The sequence below is a fragment of the Corynebacterium choanae genome, from assembly GCF_003813965.1.
Lineage (GTDB): Bacteria > Actinomycetota > Actinomycetes > Mycobacteriales > Mycobacteriaceae > Corynebacterium > Corynebacterium choanae.
This window is the reverse complement of sequence record NZ_CP033896.1, coordinates 1,815,020-1,833,430: the sequence shown is the minus strand read 5'-3', so window position 1 is coordinate 1,833,430 and position 18,411 is coordinate 1,815,020. Positions and strand designations below refer to the sequence as shown.

Sequence of the window (18,411 nt, the reverse complement as noted above, 5' to 3'; positions counted from 1 at the left end):
CGCCTATGTTCGCTGCTGCGTTCTTTCCGCCTTGCATGGAGAAACGATCAGGTTTTTCCTAGCGGTGCTGCGACAAAACGAAACGATGTGTCGCTGCACGCGTTGCCCGGCGCAGTTGCGGCAGCGAGCAGAAGCGTTACCACAGTGGTTGCAGGTGCAGGGAATGTATTCCGCGCTTCCAGGCGCACGTCACCTGTGTGCCTGGTACCACTGGTTTTCTCCGGTGCGGTGTAAAGAAGAAACAATGCGCATCGAATCCTCTCCTACGACCCTGCTGCAGTGATCGTGGTACTTCACGATGCTGTTGGCCAAGTGATGGTGAACTCGTCCATGCCCCAAGTTGATAGCCCGCCACCGAATCCGCCGGGGCGACCGCTGCCGCCAGAGCAGCTTATTCGTCGACGGGATGCATTGAAAGCCTCCCTCCCGAAACCGAAGAATGGGGCGGGACGCAACCTCAAGCAGGCAATCGCCACCGGAGTGGGGTTGGGGGCAGTTGTACTGCTGTGTATTTTCGTTATCCCCTACGGGTGGTATCCGTTTGTGGCGGTCGCGGTCTGGCTCGGCTCGCATGAAGTGTTGCGTCGATTGCGGGAAGTGGGCTATCTCGTCCCGCGATTGGTGATTCTGCTGGGCGGCCAAGTGATGCTGTGGTCGTCGTGGCCGTTTGGCGCCCAAGGGTTGGTGGCCTCATTTGTTGCCACGGTGCTGGTATTGATGTTTGGGCGCCTCTTCCGCAATGGCCGTTCTACACCGCCGCAGAATTATCTGCGGGACACCGCGATTGGGGTGTTCGTGCTGGTGTGGATTCCGCTGTTCGGCTCATTTGCCGCGATGCTCTCACTGCTCAGCCGCGACGGGGTGCCCGGCCAGCTGTATATTGTGACGTTCATCGTCTGTGTGATTGCTAACGATGTTGGCGGCTATGTGGCAGGTGTGCTGTTTGGGTCGCATCCGCTAGCACCTGCAGTGTCGCCGAAGAAATCCTTAGAAGGGTTTGCCGGCTCTGTGGTGTTCGGCATTATTGCTGGTGCACTGTGTAGCGAGTTTCTCATTCACGACACTTGGTGGCGTGGAGCGATCATGGGGTTCGGCTTAGTGATCTGTGCAACGCTCGGGGATCTTGTCGAGTCCCAGTTTAAACGCGAACTGGGGATCAAGGACATGTCCAATCTGCTGCCCGGCCACGGCGGGGTGATGGATCGGGTCGACGGTATGCTGCCCGCAGCTATGGTGACTTGGTTATTTATGAACCTGATGGCGCAAATGTAGCCGCTGATAAGCACTGTGCGAACAGCTGTCTCGTGCTGAGCCGGGCTGGTCTTCAGCCCGGCTTTCGGTTATTTTGTCGTTCTTGCTGTGAAGCCAAGGCTGAAAGCGAGCAAGGTGGCAAATCCGGTCAGTTGTTGCAGTGGCGGTTCGATGTGTTTTGCCAAGTGAAGTCACACATAAGCCGGTCGCTGCCTGTTCGTTGCTGTGTGTGTTCCCTGGCGGATCCGATCGCTCACTGCTCTAGCTGGTGTTGATCGTCGTGCGGTGGGTAAACCGGTTGGGGAAGTGGGTTACCTATTAGCAGGTGTTTCGTGCAATGATGAGTCTGCCATGGCTACAGAAATTCCTTTAGTATTCTCCGCTTCGCGACGAGCAATGCCGCCGAAGCATTTTGCCGATCTGGATTCCACCCAGCGCATCGCTGCAGTGGAAGCACTTGGGCTGCCAAAGTTTCGCGCAAAGCAGATCGCCACTCATTATTACGAGCATTTGCAGGCTGACCCGCAGCAGATGACTGATCTTCCGGCTAATGTGCGTGCTGCGGTGCAAGAGTCACTGTTTCCCACATTGATGGAGCCGGTGACCAGTATTGCCTGCGATAATGGGCAGACCCAGAAAACGTTGTGGCGTTTGCACGATGGGACGCTGCTTGAGTCGGTGCTGATGCGCTATCCGGATCGTGCAACGCTGTGTATTTCTTCCCAAGCGGGCTGCGGGATGGCGTGTCCGTTTTGTGCTACCGGGCAAGGCGGTTTGGATCGGAATCTGTCAACTGGGGAGATTGTGGAACAGGTTCGTCACGCCGCAGCTACGATGCGCGATGAAGGCGGCCGTCTGAGCAATATTGTGTTTATGGGCATGGGGGAGCCGCTGGCTAACTATAAGCGGGTGCTGTCGGCAGTTCGACAGATCACCAGTCCTAGCCCGGAAGGGTTCGGGATTTCGCAACGCAATGTCACGGTTTCTACGGTGGGTCTTGCGCCGGCGATTCGTAAGCTTGCCGGGGAGGATTTGTCGGTGACATTGGCGGTGTCGCTACACTGCCCTGACGACGAGCTACGTGACACCTTGGTACCGGTGAATAATCGCTGGTCTGTGCAGGAAGTGTTGGATGCTGCGCGGCTATATGCCGACACCACTGGGCGCCGTGTGTCGATTGAATACGCGTTGATTCGCGATATTAACGATCATCCGTGGCGGGCTGACATGCTGGGCAAAAAGCTGCATAAAGCGCTTGGTTCGCGGGTGCATGTCAACCTCATCCCGCTGAATCCGACGCCGGGTTCGAAGTGGGATGCGTCCCCGAAACCTGTGCAGGACGAGTTTGTTGCTCGTGTCGCGGCACAAGGTGTGCCATGCACCGTGCGTGATACGCGTGGCCAGGAGATCGCTGCGGCATGTGGTCAGCTGGCTGCAGAGGAACGCGACGCTTCGAGCAGCTAGGGGAGTGTGGCTGCTGGCTGATTGTTCAGGGGAATATAGTGCCAGCAGCTGTTTCGTTTCCACCGTTGCCGGCATGGTGCATGCTGACAGTGTGCCGGCAAGTGGGCGTGGGGATGCGTCACGGCACTGTTGCTGAGGTTCCCATGTGCAAGGGGAGTGCCGTGAAGCGGGGAGCGCTGTCGACTCCACGGTTTTCCCAGTGTTGTGCACAGCTGGGTGTAGCAAATGGGGGTAAGCAGTGCAGTGTGCAGGGCTCTTTTTAGGAAGTTTTCGCAGGCGATGACCAGGGTTACCGCACTGCCATGGTGAGCAACACCGAAGGTGAGCTGTACGACCGCGTCAGTGCGTTGTAGTGCTGGCTGTTGTATGCCCAGTTGTGCCCGGTCTGCTGGAACTGACAGCCATGGCACCACCGATTGAGGGGAGAAATAAGCCATGAAAATGACCCCTGGTTACGCCCGGTTGGTGCCCGCTGTAGTGGGGAAATAGAAAATCGCCGGGGTGGCGACAGTGCCTGTTGCCAGGACTGTCGTTGCAACCATCACGAATACCCCCATGAGTGGGTGGATAAGTGTTCTTATGGTGTTATTAATTCGCCATGCGGTGAGTGATAATGCATTAAAGAAGTCATTATCGATCGGCAATGTGAAGTGTGGGGGTGGCAAAGGTGGAAAAAACTCATTGCCGATTGGGCATCAATTCCACCCTTGATGTGAGTACTGTGGAATCTGAACAGTTACCCAGCGCAAGCTGGAAGACTCGCGGCGGCAACCTCAGCCAGGTTCGCTGTCGCACAACCGCGACACGTGGATCACAGGTCTGTGAGACGGATCCACACCACAGCGACGAGAACCCTCTCACAAGAAGGAAGGCCACTGATATGCGTCACATTGCACGAGGCGTCCTGGCAACCACCATGGGCATGTCCCTGCTGATGACCGCTGCCTGTGCCAGCGATAGTGCCGACACCGGCAGCAGCGCCGACGGTGTCACCGAAATCAGCTTGCTGGTTCCCACCTATTCCGATAACACCAAAGGATTGTGGGAAGACACCATCACCGGTTTCGAGGCACAACACCCCGACATCAAAGTGAATCTGGAGGTGCAATCCTGGGAGAACATCAACCAGGTGGTCACCACCAAGATCCAAAACCGGCAAGCACCAGATATTCTCAACATCGACTCGTTTACCGCCTTCGCCAACGATGACCTGCTCTATCCCGCTGACGAAGTAGTGTCCCCAGAGACATTGGCGAAATTCCCCGAAAACTTCAAAAAGAATGCCACCATGGATGACACCCAATGGGCGTTGCCGCTGATCGCCTCCGCACGTGCCTTGTTCTACAACAAGACATTGTTTGCAGAAGCCGGGATTGCATCCCCGCCCACCACCTGGGCAGAGTTGGAAGACGCGGCGCTAAAGATCAAAGATCTCGGCGGTGTTGACGGCTACGGTATGCCGCTTGGTAATGAGGAAGCACAAGCCGAAACTGCGATCTGGTTCTATGGCAACGGCGGATCGTTCGTTGATGGCGACACCATCAAAGTGGACTCAGCGAAAAACATTGAAGCTGCCACATTTATGCAAAAGCTCATCGATGAAGGAGCAACCCAGCCCAACCCTGGTGCCTCCCAGCGCACCCCGCTCGGACAGACCTTCTTCCAGGGCAAAGTTGGCATGGTCATCGGCTTGCCGCCATATATCAACTTCATCGCCGAAACCAACCCTGACCTGGACTACGGCATCTCGCGCATCCCCACCAACGACGGATCAGAGATGACCCTCGGTGTTGCCGATCACATCATGGCATTTGATAACGGCACCGACAAAAAAGAAGCAATCAAAGCCTTCCTCGACTACTTCTACTCTGATGACGTGTATGAAGTATTTGTCGACACGGAGAACTTCATTCCGGTGACCAAGCCAGTCCTCGACAAGCTGAAGGACAAGGATTCGATCAAAGACTTCGTTCCCATGATTGAATTCGCGAAGTTCTACCCCTTTACCAACCCGCAATGGCAGGCCACCCAAGGTGCGATCCAATCGACGATCGGCAAGCTTGGGCAACAAGTCGCCCCGGCTGATGTGTTGGGTGAAATCCAGCAGAAGGCAGAAAGCGACTAGTCAGCGATATCTCCCCGGCAGTCTGCGCTTGCCGTTGCGGAGTCTACCGGGGATGACCACTGCGACAGATTCGATTGGTTGACCACATATTCGAATCTGCCGCAGTCCAAGGCGACCAGTGGGGCGTTGATGCCCCGCGGATTTATCCCGCCGACCGGGGCGTTTGTTCATCCCCCCGTGCCAGCACTGTACGGGGGCCAGTGGGGTGGAAACCCTTCTTCGAACGCTCTTGCTGGCAAGTGACGCCGGGCTAGCAGTCAAACGGTGAACAATTTGGCCTTGTTCCTGGCGGACAGCACAGGCATCTCCGGGGCTTCCAGCAGCCCCCTTCATACGCCTGCCCAGTGGTCGCCCACTGATATTTTCATGCAGAACATCATGATCGGATGTGACTAATAATGCCGTCAGCTGCAGCATCCACCGCACGCAAACCACGCCGCCACAGCGGCGATCGGCGTACGCTCTCCGACACACTCCGGGCGCTTCCGTGGCTTGCCCCAGTACTGCTCCTCATCGTTGGGGTGGTAGCGTTCCCGGCGGGGGTAATGATCTACAACTCCACCCGGAAAATCTCCAAATCGGGCATTGATAAAGGCAACGTCGGATTCGACAATTTTGCCAAAATTTTCGCTATGCCCGACCTGCCGCGGGTGCTGATCAATACGGTCATTTGGGTGGTAGTAGTCGTCGCCTGCACCATTGTCATCTCGCTCCTGCTCGCCGAACTACTCAATCGGGCGTTTCCTGGGCGTCAGCTTGTTCGTCTCGCTGTGGTGATCCCCTGGGCAGCATCGGTGGTCATGACTACCACCGTGTTCTATTACGCCCTCGAGCCCCGCCTAGGCATTCTCAACAAGTGGCTTTACCAGCTCGGCATCACCGAATCGAACCAGGTGGGCTACACCAAAACCGCAACAAGCGCATTCATCGTCGCGATCATCATCGCCGTATTTGTGTCACTTCCATTTACGACCTACACCATTTTGGCTGGTCTACAAGGCGTACCAAAAGATGTGCTCGAAGCTGCGCAAATCGATGGCGCAGGGCCGTGGCGCACCTATTTTTCGGTCGTGTTGCCACAACTGCGGCCAGCTATCGCCACCTCGACGGTGATCAACATTATCAACGTGTTTAACTCGCTGCCGATTCTGCGGACGATCACCGGACCGGTGCCGGGCAACGCTGCCGACACCACCACCACATTGATCTTCAAAATCATTCAAAACGACCGCCACATCGACTGGGCAAGTGCGTTAAGCGTGATCAACTTCGTTATTGTCATCGTGGTTATCGCCATCTATATTGCCATCGTCAACCCGATGAAAGAGGTGGACTAGCAATGGCAGCCTCCCACAATCGCAGCAAGCAACGCCGATCCTCGCGGATTGCGCAACGCTATCAGGAAGCGTCAGGACCTGGCTACCGGCCACATATGGGGCTGCGGATTTTCGCCGGTGCAGTGACGTTCCTGTTCTTTGTCGCCCCCTATTTGTACATGTTCACCTCGTCGCTGAAACCCAAATCAGAGGCGACAAGTGTTGATCCAACCTTTTTCCCACACCAGTGGCAGTGGGATAACTATCGCACCATGTGGGACACCCCGGAAACCCCGGTATTCGATAATCTCATCTCAACGATTGTTATCGCGGTGTCTGCCACGATTGTGGTGCTACTTGTGGCCATGCCTGCCGCATATTACACAGCCCGCTACAAGTTCCCGGGCAGGGGACTGTTTTTGTTCACCGTGCTGTTGACACAAATGCTGCAGCCGGCAGTGCTGGTGGCAGGGTTGATGCGTGAATTTTTAGCATTGAATCTGCAAGACACATGGCTGGCGATGATTCTGGTGAATTCGGCGTTCAACCTGTCCTTCGCCACCTGGATTATGCATTCCTTTTTCGCCAGTGTCCCACGTGAAGTGGATGAAGCTGCACAAATCGATGGTGCCGGTCGCTGGCAGGTGCTCACCAAGGTGAATCTGCCATTGGTGTGGCCGGGCATTGTGACTGCAGTGATCTTCACGTTTGTTGCAGCATGGAATGAGTTCGCGGCATCATTGGTGATTCTTTCCAGCGCAGGCAAGCAACCATTGTCGGTGGCGTTGACGAAATTCATCGGCCAATACGACACTTCTTGGCACTACGTGTTTGGGGTTTCCATTGTGGCAATTGTGCCAGTGGTCATACTCTTTGCAGTGATTGAAAAACGGCTCGTCAGCGGTCTTACTGCCGGCTCGATTAAATAATCCAACAACCGGCGACGTGGCGCATCGGCGCGTGGTTTCCTACGTTTCAATGTTGTGTCAGTCGCGTTGTTGCGACAAGACAACCCAGCGGTGCAAGGTTGCCGCAGCGAGTTCGGCAAAGTGTGCAACCTTGCGCCAAGGTGTTTGGCTGGATGGGAACACCGGGTGAGATGCGATTGATTGCAGCCCACGTGCTGGAACTCCTGCAAATTCGTCCCAACTCACAGCGTTAATTGTTTGCCAACAGATGCGATGCTGTCGCGATCAACGGTTGCAGATATGCAGGGTAGGGCAGTAGGGCGCTGCACAATAGTCCCCGGCTAATCGGCGGCAAGCGTGCCGGCACACTATCCGCGGTGCTGCACCAGGCTCGGCGCCAACGCTACAAGATAGCCATCTCCTGTGGACAGCCGAAAAGCTTCAGGAAATTCGCACCAGGTGCGATGAGCTTCCTGGGATGAGCGTCAACAGCTGCACAACTCGGTGTTTTCACACGGCACACGGCAATTCAAGCACCCGTGGGCGCATAAAAACCATGTCGGGATCAGCCGCATTGGCTCCGTCCGTGCTGCGAACATTTCCCAATGATGGCTTTAGCAAAAAATCGGCAACACCCCCGGTATCCCCGCGGTACAACCACCGTGCGCTGCCAGGGGTCACCAAATCTCGATAGCGATGGCATTACCCGACCCACGTTTTTCAATCATGGCATTGCGGCTACGCCATCATAGGCGGGTGGGATGATGCGGCGCGCCACGGCAACTGGAGTGGGAATAACGAAACACCGGGCACTGTGCAGCAATTTGCACAATGCCCGGTGGTGGTATGTTACTGCGCTAGCAGGCTGCTACCAGTCCGGCAGAAACCGCCCAACTTAGGTGGTGATCTGCGAATAGTCGTCGTCCAAAATGATGCGCTCGCGGGTACGTTCCACATGCGGATCCGGAATCGGAATCGCCGACAGCAGCGCCTTGGTGTACGGATGCTGCGGATTAGCGAAAAGATCCTCTGTATCACCCATCTCGACGAACTGACCCTTGTACATAATCGCAGTACGGTCAGAGATGTGGCGGATCACCGCAAGGTCGTGGGCAACAATGAGATACGAGATCCCCAGCTTGGCTTTCAGCTCATCAAGCAGGTTCAGCATAGAAGCCTGAATAGACACGTCCAGCGCAGAAACCGGCTCGTCGAGCACAATCAGCTTCGGATTTGTAGCCAACGCCCGGGCCAGCGAAATACGCTGCCGCTGACCGCCGGAGAAATGACCGGGGAAGCGGTCGACGTGTGCTGGGTTCAAGCCAACCAGATCCATCAGCTCGCGGATCCGGGCATTAATATCGCCCTCCCAGCCGAGTGCCTCGAGTGGTTCCCGCAACACTTCAGCCACGGTCAGGCGCGGATCCAGCGCACCCATTGGATCTTGGAACACGATCTGGATATCTTTGCGGGCTTCTTGCCGCTGTTTCCGGTTCATGTTTGCCGCATTTTCACCATTGATCACAATGGTGGCGCCTTCTTGCGGCGTGAGATCCATCAGCTCGAGGAGGGTGGTGGTTTTACCACACCCGGATTCGCCGACGATCGCAAAACATTCGCCAGCTTTAATATCAAAGGTCAGCCCCTTGACGGCTTCCACCCAGCCGACCCGCCGTTTGAGCAGCGCGCCCTTAACGAGCGGATAGGTCTTCTTTAAGTTGGTGACATCGAGCACGGTTTCGCGCTCATCGCGGGGAATACCTGCAAACATTTGTTCAGGACGCTCTGGCCGGGGGAAGATGTCTTGCCCCTGCAGTTTCCGATCCGCAATGAGATGCGACTTGATACAAGCGGACTCGTGACCTGGCGCGATCTCGGTCAGCGGTGGCTCATGGTCAAGACATTCCACAGTAGCGATCGGGCAGCGAGCAGCGAAGGGGCATTCGTCAGGCAGATCCACCACGATCGGCGGAGTGCCGTCGATAGCTGTCAGCGCTTCCTTGTCATTGTCGGCAAGCGAGGGGATAGACCCCAGCAAACCGATGGTATATGGCATGCGCGGTTGATCGAATAGCGAGAACACATCTGCTTTTTCAATCGGCGTACCGGCATACATCACCATCACATCGTCGGCGGTGCCAGCAACCACACCCATGTCGTGGGTGATCATGATGGTGGCGGCGTTGGTTTCCTTCTGAGCTTTTTTGATCAGCTCCAGGATCTGCGCCTGAATAGTCACGTCCAACGCGGTGGTTGGCTCGTCGGCGATGAGGATCCGCGGCTTGTTTGCAATCGCAATAGCGATGACCACACGCTGCCGCATACCGCCAGAAAATTCGTGCGGGAAGGCTTTAACACGGGTCTTCGGATCTGGAATACCGACCAGATCAAGCAGCTCAACTGCCTCGTTCCAAGCGGCTTTCTTGGAAATGTTTTGGTGAGTTTGCAGCGCCTCAACCAGCTGGGTGCCGATATCAAACACTGGGGTCAGCGCCGACAGCGGATCCTGGAAGATCATGCCAATGTCTTTACCGCGAATCGACGACATTTGCTGATCGGTCAAACCGATGAGTTCCCGCTCGTCGAGTTTCACCGAGCCGGTGATTTTCGCATAATCCGGCAGCAGCCCCATGATCGCCATCGAGGTGACTGATTTACCAGAACCAGATTCACCCACAATACCGAGGGTTTTACCCGGATACAGGTCGAAGTTGACGTCGCGCACAGCATCAACGGTGCCAGCCTCTGAAGGGAAGGACACGTTGAGATTGCGGACGGAAAGCACAGGTTGTAATGATGCCATGATTATGCCTGGCCTCCTGCAGATGAGTTGGGGTCAAGAGCGTCCCGCAGACCGTCGGCGATAAACGCCATCGACACAGTCAGCAGGGTGAGCACAGCTGCCGGGAAGTAGAACTCCCAGGGGGAGGACTCGAGTGAATTCGCACCCGTGGACAGCAAGGTACCTAAGGAGACGTCGGGGATTTTCACACCCAAGCCAAGGAAGGAAAGACCGGTCTCACTCATCACCGTGGAGACGACACCAAGTGCCAGGTTAATAATGATGAGTGAACCGATATTCGGCACCATGTGTCGGTACAAAATAGTGAAGTTTGAAACACCCATGTATTTTGCGGCGCGCACATAGTCGCGTTCCCGAATCGAGAGTGCCATCGACCAAATCACACGGGCATAGTAGGTCCAACCGAATGCGATAAGCACGACGATGAGTAGCTTCCAGTCGCCACCGGAGCCGGACACCAACAGTGCAATGATGAGGAAGGAAGGAACCACCAGCAGGAAGTGGATAACTGCCAAAATGGCCCGTTCTGGGCGGCCACCGAGAAGGGCAGCAGCAGTACCAACCATGGAGGCGATGATCGTCGTCGAAATTGACACGGTCACAGCGATAATCAGGGAACGCCCCAGACCGTGCACGGTCATAGCGAACAGATCGTTACCAGAGGACGAGGTGCCAAACCAGTGCTCGCTTGACGGTGGCTCTGACAGGTTCAGGAAGTCAGGTTCGGTGAAATCCCATTGGGCCACAAATGAGCCCAATGTTGCCAGGAGCAACAAGGCAATGAAAATAAACGAACCCACCACAGCCAGCTTATTGCGGACAAACCGGCGATAATACAGTGTCGATTTCCGCATCGGCGCTGAAACAGAGGTCTGCTCCGGCGAATCAGGGGAGTCGCCGCGTTCTGCCCGCAGGCGACGAATGCGTTCGCCGGCAGACTCATAGTCGGAGGTGGTGGTCGAGATGAGCGACTGATTATATGGGTTCGAATCGACACTGACGTCATTGACCGGTGAGGCGTTAGCGCTTAACCGTTCAGTGCGATCCTCGCCCTTATTGCGATAGTTTTTATACATTTAGCTCACCCTCACTCGTGGGTCGAGGAATACGACGAACAAGTCGGACAAGATTGCGCCGACTGCGGTCATTGCTGCACCGAAGGCCGCAACAGCCACTGCACCGTGAATGTCATTGCGGTTGATCGTCTGCAGGAAGTATTGACCCATGCCGCGCCAGCCGAAAATAGTTTCAGTCATAATTGCACCAACGAACACGCCCGGGATAGAGAATGCCACCGTGGTAGCAACCGGAATGATCGAAGTACGCAGCGCGTGGCGGCGAACAGCTTGACTGCGGGTCAAACCTTTGGCGCGAGCCGTACGAACATAGTCGGCGTTAATGTTGTCCAGCAGCATGGAGCGCTGCAGGAAGTGGTAGCCAGCGTAGGAGATAACCACCAGCGAGATCGTCGGCAGAATGAGGTGCTGCAAGAGGTCGATGAGCTGCGGGAAGAATCCGGTGACGCCAATCGAGGAAGAACCAGTGACATAGAACAAGCTCTTGCCAACCGACTTGTTGATCTCGATGGCTGCCCAAACGACAACCAGCGAGGAAACCACGATGTGGACGTTCATCATCACGATGGAGATGAATTGGAACACCCGGTCACCCGTCTTGTACTGGCGAGACGCAGTGTACACACCAATGGAAATACCGATGACGATCGACAAAATCGTGGCTAACAGCAGCAGCCGAGCGGATACCCAAATACGGTAGGAGATCTCTTCGTTCACACTGTTGCCGAGCGGGCTGTAGCCCCAGTCCCAGTGGAAGAGAATATTAGACAGCCATGTCCACCACCGTTCCCAGATCGAAATCTTGTCGTTGAGGTTCAGCGGGGTGAGGATTGCGTCGATGCGATCCTCGGGGACTGGTGGACGACGTCCAATGTAGTTAGAGCGGGGGTTTAGAAACGCGCTCGCAAGAAAATAGGTGACGTTGACGGCGATGAAAATCATCAACCCCCAACTCGCCACTTTCTTGAGCAGATATTTGATCATCTCTCGTAGGCCTTCCTGACGGACAACACTGTTGGCAGTGGTGGTACTGGTTGTGACGGCTCGCCCGATTGTGTATCTCGGTGCCGTCTTGGAACCAGCGGTGCACTGCTGTGGCGATCAAACAGCAGTGGGGCCACGTGGATCAGGGGAGTGCGCTGGAGATCACTGCAATCTTGGGGGGTGATCTCGAATGTTGAAATCATCCGAATTCACTCAACAGTTCCTGCGGTGAACCGGTTAACTTGCCAAACATTAGCTAACCGGAGCGTCTCCCTCATCCACGTGGCCCCACGCCGGATGATGCACGTTCCGTGTCATCCTTAGTGTGGGATGGGCAGGGAGGGCACATAACTGTGCCTGTGGTCACAGTCTACGCTGCCAGGCGGGTGTGGTTGAACTTCCGGCCTATGCTTTTTTCCTATGGGTGTACTAGCCTTTGCTGCTTTGTGAGCGCCAACGTCTTGGCCTGGGGTTTTCCATACGGTGAGATAGGAAAGGCCTAAATTTCGCGGGGGTAATTTAGGCCATATTTCTTCGCAGGCGAGCGAGCGAGGAACGTCAAAACGGCGCCGTTTTGTCTTTGCTCACACCTTTGAGCTTCACACAGGAGGGGGTGATATGCCCTCTGTTGCGGGTGGAAAACAGGACGGTTCAAGCATTGAGTAGTAGCACTTGTGCCCGTTTTCATTCCTGAGTGAGGGCACCAGTTGGCGTCTTGGCAAACCTGTACGGTGTTGCGCTCAGTCCTGATTCGGCACACGGTCAGTGCCCCGTGGTATTGATCGCCGTGCGAAAGAAGGGGAGTATGTGGCAAGCCATGTGAAACAACGAGTGGGGTAAATGCGTCGCTTGGAAGAAGCAGGAGAACTTACCGCTAATGAGAGTTTCCCGGGGATGCTTGCTTGCAGAGATGTTGCCGACATAAAAAAACCCACCGACAAGGCTTGCTGTTGCGACAACAGCAATGTCGGTGGGTGGTGGGATAGCGCCCTGCGGTAACGGGCAAGCCGTTGGCTTAGGGTGCGATGCCTTGTATTGGCTCTACTTGACGATTACCCGCTGGGTAGGTGCAGCAACCGGATCGATTGGACGGTGTACGGTCGCCGGATCAATGTTGAGGCTACGCAGCTGTGCATCGTTAAGATCCGCATACTTTCCGGTCAAGGTCAGCTGATCGTGTGCCCAATCGGGTTCAATGTGGCCAACTGGACGGTTGTGTGCGGTAACCGTGGTCTTTTGCTTGAAGTGCGGATGCTTCACCCAAAGGCCTGCCATGAGCAGGATGGCGACTGCAATCACTACCAGATAGATGGTTTCCACATGACCATGGTGGTTACCAAAGTTCATCAGCAGCAGGAAAATAGCGCTGAGAACTGCGGCGGTGACGGTGCGCCGCTTACCAATTCGGTGCCAGCCCCACGCGGCCGAGGGCTCTTCGGCGGTGGAGACATCGTTGTAAACTTCGGCGTCGATGCTGTGGGAACCCACGTCATTGCTCCTTGCTAGAGTTGCGCGGTCATCCGATCACAGCCGCAATCAGTGCGGCTCGGCGGAGTTATTCCGGCACGTAGTCGTTGGATATTGGCGGAAGACGGTCACAAGCATCCCAGTCCGAGGTTGCTTTTCGCGAAACGAACAGGGCAATGCGTGACACTGTTCCCGCATGATTGTTCGCATCGTCGATACCCCAATTGAATCATTAGGGGTGTGCGGCGATGCGATACTTACCTGCTATCTTTTCATACTTTCTTCGTAACGGGTTGATCTTTGCCGGTGTTAAACACGAAAAAAGACTACTGATGTGACGTATCTCAATATTCGCTCCCGTTGTCAGTGCGCAGAGACTACCCCATGCGGGGGTGGGGAATGGGGAAGGGGACGCACCGTCTGTCATTGCTAGGGTGTGTGCCGGGGTGGGGCGCACAAGGACAGTGTTTGCCGGATTGGGGCAGTAAGCGCTGTTATATTCCCCATAAGAACCGAACAGCATGGTGCGCGCAATCGGAGATTTTGGATACCGAACGGTTGTCGGCTGTGTGAGCGTGGCTTGTGTAACTCCACTTTTGGGCTATCGCCACAGGCTCCCACCTTCAATGGTGACGCTGCAGCTGCGACCATGAAACAATGGCACACATGGAATCGAGCAAACGCAGCGTCATTGTCCTTGGATCGACAGGATCAATCGGTACTCAAGCTCTCGAAGTCATCGCGCAGCATGCAGATCGCTTCGAGCTGATAGGTATCGCCGCCGGTGGTGGGCAACCAGAATTGTTCATTGCTCAGGCACGCCAGTTTGGTTTGCAACCACATCAGGTTGCTTGCGCAAATGAGCAGGTCGCCCAGCAGGTTGGTGAGGCACTTGGCGGAACGGTGATCGGTGGGTCCCAGGCGGCTGAGCAACTGGTGCGGCAAGCAGAGAACCCGGATATTGTGCTCAACGCGCTTGTAGGGGCGACCGGGATTCACGCCACCTGTGCGGCGTTGGAGATTGGTGCGAAATTAGCGTTAGCCAACAAAGAATCACTGGTTACCGGCTCACAGCTGGTGCTCGATTTGGCCGCCCCAGGACAGATTGTGCCGGTTGATTCGGAACATTCAGCAATGGCGCAATGTCTCCGATCGGGGCGTCGCGAGGAGGTGAGTCGGTTGGTGCTGACCGCCTCCGGCGGACCGTTCCGGGGCAAAACACGCGCGGAGATGATGGATGTTACCCCAGCGCAGGCGCTTGCTCACCCAACCTGGTCGATGGGGCAGATGAACACCCTGAATTCGGCGACGTTGGTGAATAAAGGGCTAGAGCTTATCGAAGCGACGTTATTGTTTGACATGCCTGCTGCAGCTATCGATGTGGTGGTTCATCCGCAGTCAATTGTGCACTCGATGGTGACGTTCGTCGATGGCGCCACTATCGCTCAGGCCAGCCCTCCTTCGATGAAATTACCGATCGCCTACGCGCTCGGATTGGAGGAGCGGTTCACGAACGTGCAGCCGGCATTGGATTTTCTGCAAGCAAGTCAGTGGGATTTTGCGCCGGTTGATAATGACAACTTCCCAGCGGTGCAGCTGGCCGCCTTCGCCAGTGACGCCGGGCGCAGCTACCCGTCGGTGTATAACGCCGTCAATGAGGAAGCTGTGGCGAGATTTGTCGCCGGTGACATCGCTTTCCCACAGATTGTCGATACTATTGCTGCCGTGTTTGATGCACGCCCCGACTTTGCGGAAGTCACCCCGACCACTATTGATGATGTGCTCACCGTGGAGCAGGCCGCCCGGCGGCAGGCACACCAGGTAATGGATAGTTGGGTGCGCTAGCACACTGCTCGTCGGGCTCAACGCCGGGCGGGCAAACGTTTACTGCGTGCACTACCGCATGGTATTTCGCCACTGTCGCAGTCGCTACCTGTGAGCTGCCAAAAAAATTGAATGCTGCCAGCACTGCGACAAGGAAACCCGGAAGGGGTGGAAGCGCAGCACTGTGCCGGCGTCGTTCCCCGGTGGTTGCCTGCTGCACTGGCCAGTGCAAATGTGGTGCGGATGCACCGTTTCGCCGCTGGCCGGTGGCGGTGTGGTAGTTTCGCGACACACACTTTGCCGTCGGTGAAGTGTTTTTTCAAGGAAGGGTTGGGCTATTCGTGGGTTTTGCAACAGGAGCTGTGCTGTTTGCAGTCGGTATTGCACTGACTATTGCACTGCACGAATTCGGGCATTATCTCATCGCGCGGCTGTCCGGCATGCGGGTGCGCCGATTCTTTATCGGTTTCGGCCCCACTCTGTGGAGTGTGCAACGCGGACACACCACCTATGGCATCAAAGCACTCCCGTTTGGTGGATTTTGCGACATCGCCGGGATGACTTCCCTGGATGAACTCACCCCAGAAGAAGCACCGTATGCGATGGTGCGGAAATCAGCGCTGCGCCGCATCGCGACACTACTGGGTGGTATCGCGATGAATATTCTCATCGGGGTGACAGTGCTCTATGTCGTCGCTGTCGGTGCTGGCTTGCCTGACCCGAAAGCCGACGTACGAGCCGTCGTAGAGTCCACCAGTTGTGTACCGGAACAGCAGTATGATGCGGAGCGTTTCAGTGATTGCACAGGGACAGGTCCTGCTGCCACAGCAGGAGTGTTGCCGGGCGATATTATTGCCGCTGTCGACGGCGAAACGACACGTTCCTTTGGTGAAGTGGCTGCACTGCTGCGGCAACGTCCCGCACAGGTTGCCACGTTGACAGTGGAGCGTGACGGCCGTGAACTGTTGCTGGATGTGCCGGTGGAATCAGTTACCCGACTGGTGCCGAACGAGGCAGGCGAACTGGTGCCGACGACCGTCGGTGCAATCGGGGTGCGCGGTACGACCCCTGCTGTGTGGCGGGAATATTCCGCCGTGTCGGCTGTGCCCGCCGCTGTAGAATTCAGCGGGTTTATGCTGCAGCAAACCGCGTACGGGTTGGCGAAATTCCCGCTGGCAATACCTGGAGTGGTGCAGTCTGTCTTTGGCGGTGACCGGGATGCGGAATCGCCGATGTCGGTCGTTGGGGCGACCCGGATCGGCGGGGAGCTTGCCGCAGGTTCTCATTGGTCCGCGTTTTTGCTCATGCTCGCGTCGCTCAACTTTTTCCTCGCATTATTTAACGTGCTTCCGGTACCACCGCTCGACGGCGGCCATGTGGCTATTGTCTGCTACGAAGTGATTCGTGACCGGATTCGTCGGCTGCGCGGGTTAGCTCCACTCGGTCCGGTGCACTACGGGCCGATCGTGCCGATCATTGTCGGTGTTTCAGCACTACTGGTTGTGGTTGGTGTGGTCATTATTGTTGCCGACATTGTCAACCCCATATCCGTGCTGTAACAGTTTCGACACGCACCGCAGTGACGATGAGTACTGCTCGAAGTGATTTGCCAAGGCAGCAAGTACGGTAATGGGCGAAATTGTGCATCGCCCGCTAGGGTTGAAGACGCATGGTGTGATCATCCGCCGTAAACCCCATCAGCATTCGCCGTCTGCGGGCTGGCAGAGGGTGGAAGCATCCCGGAAGAAGATCCATCAGCCGGTGCGTGTTGCGACACGTAGCGTTGTTCTCATTTTTGTAAAGTATTGGTTTCTAGTTTTTTCAACGTGAAAGTGTGACAGTCACTGTGAGCACCCCCATTGGTTTAGGAATGCCCCCCACCCCGCCGCCGGTGTTGGCGCCCCGGCGCAAGACCAGGAATTTTATGGTTGGCAAAGTGGGGGTGGGCAGCGATCACCCGATCTCGGTGCAGTCGATGACCACCACGAAAACCCACGATATTAACGCCACCCTTCAGCAGATTGCGCAGCTGACCGCTACTGGCTGCGATATTGTGCGGGTGGCGTGCCCGAAACCGATCGACGCGGAAGCGTTGCCGATTATTGCGAAAAAATCACCGATTCCGGTGATTGCTGATATTCACTTCCAGCCGAAATATATTTTTGCTGCAATTGATGCCGGCTGTGCCGCGGTGCGGGTGAATCCTGGCAACATTAAAGAATTCGACGGTCGCGTCAAAGAAGTTGCCCACGCTGCCCGGGACGCCGGTATTCCGATCCGTATCGGGGTGAACGCCGGTTCGCTCGATCAGCGGATCATGGACAAATATGGCAAAGCCACTCCGGAGGCGCTGGTCGAATCCGCGCTGTGGGAAGCCAGTTTGTTTGAGGATCACGGCTTTGGGGACATCAAGATTTCGGTGAAACACCATGATCCAGTGACCATGGTGGAGGCCTATCGTCAGCTGGCGGAAGCCTGCGACTATCCGCTGCACCTTGGTGTGACTGAGGCAGGTCCGGCCTTCCAAGGCACAATCAAGTCGTCGGTGGCATTTGGTGCCCTGTTGGCTGAGGGTATTGGCGATACGATCCGGGTCTCGCTGTCTGCTCCGCCGGTGGAAGAAATCAAAGTCGGCGACATGATTCTGCAGTCGATGAATCTGCGTCCCCGCAAGTTAGAGATTGTTTCCTGCCCGTCGTGTGGCCGTGCTCAGGTTGATGTCTACACCCTCGCGGAAGAAGTCACTGCTGCGCTGGAAGGCATGGAAGTGCCGCTGCGAGTTGCGGTGATGGGTTGTGTGGTGAACGGTCCTGGTGAGGCACGTGACGCCGACCTGGGTGTGGCATCCGGCAACGGTAAAGGCCAAATCTTCGTCAAGGGTGAAGTGATTAAAACTGTCCCGGAATCGAAGATTGTCGAAACGCTCATTGAGGAAGCGATGCGGCTTGCCGAAGAGATGGGCGATGTGGAAGCAACCGGTGCACCGGAAGTGAAAGTGACTCGCTAACAGCTTGTCCCATGCCGCTGCGCGCAGCCAGGTGCTGTGCGCAGCGGCCGCGATCGTTTGTGCGCAGTGTCGCCACTGCGGACAGTTGGCAATCAGCAACAGCAGCAAAAGTTGGGTTTGCAACACTGTGGTGATTCCCTGGTCTCACGCACTGATGTACCAGGGTTACTTTTTTTCAGGGGAACT

Annotated in this window: 12 protein-coding genes; 8 read left to right on the top strand and 4 right to left on the bottom strand. The window is 56.0% G+C overall.

Annotated features, from left to right (window positions below):
- The first annotated feature begins 330 nt into the window (after positions 1–330).
- The 5 genes from CCHOA_RS06615 (at position 331) to CCHOA_RS06595 (ending at position 7,085) form a co-directional block, all read left to right on the top strand.
- Positions 331–1,272 carry a phosphatidate cytidylyltransferase gene (locus tag CCHOA_RS06615; protein ID WP_123930961.1) on the top strand — a complete coding sequence of 314 codons (942 nt, stop codon included), beginning with the start codon at positions 331–333 and terminating at the stop codon, positions 1,270–1,272.
- A 330-nt stretch (positions 1,273–1,602) separates the two neighbouring features.
- The gene (gene rlmN / locus CCHOA_RS06610) at positions 1,603–2,715 is read left to right on the top strand and encodes a dual-specificity RNA methyltransferase RlmN (RefSeq protein ID WP_123928497.1); all 1,113 of its coding nucleotides are present in this window, start codon (positions 1,603–1,605) and stop codon (positions 2,713–2,715) included.
- Positions 2,716–3,595: 880 nt separating this feature from the next.
- The gene (locus CCHOA_RS06605) at positions 3,596–4,840 is read left to right on the top strand and encodes an extracellular solute-binding protein (protein WP_123928494.1); all 1,245 of its coding nucleotides are present in this window, start codon (positions 3,596–3,598) and stop codon (positions 4,838–4,840) included.
- A gap of 398 nt (positions 4,841–5,238) precedes the next feature.
- A complete protein-coding gene (locus tag CCHOA_RS06600; RefSeq protein WP_123928491.1) occupies positions 5,239–6,177 on the top strand; it encodes a carbohydrate ABC transporter permease in 939 nt (312 codons plus the stop codon).
- Between the two features lie 2 nt (positions 6,178–6,179).
- Positions 6,180–7,085: a carbohydrate ABC transporter permease gene (locus tag CCHOA_RS06595; protein ID WP_206425774.1), complete on the top strand. Its 906-nt coding sequence runs from the start codon at positions 6,180–6,182 to the stop codon at positions 7,083–7,085.
- 874 nt (positions 7,086–7,959) lie between these two features.
- Here the strand turns inward: CCHOA_RS06595 and CCHOA_RS06590 are convergent.
- From CCHOA_RS06590 to CCHOA_RS06575, 4 genes are all read right to left on the bottom strand, one after another.
- Positions 7,960–9,867 (bottom strand): dipeptide ABC transporter ATP-binding protein, encoded by a 1,908-nt coding sequence (locus CCHOA_RS06590; protein ID WP_123928488.1) that lies wholly within the window; start codon positions 9,865–9,867, stop codon positions 7,960–7,962.
- A gap of 2 nt (positions 9,868–9,869) precedes the next feature.
- Positions 9,870–10,943, bottom strand: a complete 1,074-nt coding sequence (locus CCHOA_RS06585; protein ID WP_123928484.1) for an ABC transporter permease — start codon at positions 10,941–10,943, stop codon at positions 9,870–9,872.
- The gene (locus tag CCHOA_RS06580) at positions 10,944–11,927 is read right to left on the bottom strand and encodes an ABC transporter permease (protein ID WP_123928481.1); all 984 of its coding nucleotides are present in this window, start codon (positions 11,925–11,927) and stop codon (positions 10,944–10,946) included.
- Positions 11,928–12,968: 1,041 nt separating this feature from the next.
- A complete protein-coding gene (locus tag CCHOA_RS06575) occupies positions 12,969–13,415 on the bottom strand; it encodes a DUF2631 domain-containing protein (RefSeq protein ID WP_123928478.1) in 447 nt (148 codons plus the stop codon).
- A 645-nt stretch (positions 13,416–14,060) separates the two neighbouring features.
- Between CCHOA_RS06575 and dxr the strand changes: the two genes are divergently transcribed.
- The 3 genes from dxr to ispG all read left to right on the top strand — a co-directional run bounded on the left by dxr (position 14,061) and on the right by ispG (position 18,225).
- On the top strand, positions 14,061–15,239 hold the full coding sequence (gene dxr, locus CCHOA_RS06570) for a 1-deoxy-D-xylulose-5-phosphate reductoisomerase (RefSeq protein ID WP_123928475.1): 1,179 nt from the start codon (positions 14,061–14,063) through the stop codon (positions 15,237–15,239).
- A 320-nt stretch (positions 15,240–15,559) separates the two neighbouring features.
- Entirely contained in the window at positions 15,560–16,777 is a 1,218-nt protein-coding gene (locus tag CCHOA_RS06565; protein ID WP_123928472.1) for a M50 family metallopeptidase, read from the top strand.
- A 311-nt stretch (positions 16,778–17,088) separates the two neighbouring features.
- The gene (ispG, locus tag CCHOA_RS06560; protein WP_164472487.1) at positions 17,089–18,225 is read left to right on the top strand and encodes a flavodoxin-dependent (E)-4-hydroxy-3-methylbut-2-enyl-diphosphate synthase; all 1,137 of its coding nucleotides are present in this window, start codon (positions 17,089–17,091) and stop codon (positions 18,223–18,225) included.
- Positions 18,226–18,411: the final 186 nt, after the last annotated feature.

Coding starts and splice junctions, on each gene's coding strand:
- CCHOA_RS06585 (WP_123928484.1), bottom strand. CDS start 10,943: ATGTATAAAAACTATCGCAATAAGGGCGAGGATCGCACTGAACGGTTA.
- ispG (WP_164472487.1), top strand. CDS start 17,089: ATGCCCCCCACCCCGCCGCCGGTGTTGGCGCCCCGGCGCAAGACCAGG.
- CCHOA_RS06600 (WP_123928491.1), top strand. CDS start 5,239: ATGCCGTCAGCTGCAGCATCCACCGCACGCAAACCACGCCGCCACAGC.
- CCHOA_RS06580 (WP_123928481.1), bottom strand. CDS start 11,927: ATGATCAAATATCTGCTCAAGAAAGTGGCGAGTTGGGGGTTGATGATT.
- CCHOA_RS06605 (WP_123928494.1), top strand. CDS start 3,596: ATGCGTCACATTGCACGAGGCGTCCTGGCAACCACCATGGGCATGTCC.
- CCHOA_RS06590 (WP_123928488.1), bottom strand. CDS start 9,867: ATGGCATCATTACAACCTGTGCTTTCCGTCCGCAATCTCAACGTGTCC.
- dxr (WP_123928475.1), top strand. CDS start 14,061: ATGGAATCGAGCAAACGCAGCGTCATTGTCCTTGGATCGACAGGATCA.
- CCHOA_RS06595 (WP_206425774.1), top strand. CDS start 6,180: ATGGCAGCCTCCCACAATCGCAGCAAGCAACGCCGATCCTCGCGGATT.
- rlmN (WP_123928497.1), top strand. CDS start 1,603: ATGGCTACAGAAATTCCTTTAGTATTCTCCGCTTCGCGACGAGCAATG.
- CCHOA_RS06615 (WP_123930961.1), top strand. CDS start 331: ATGCCCCAAGTTGATAGCCCGCCACCGAATCCGCCGGGGCGACCGCTG.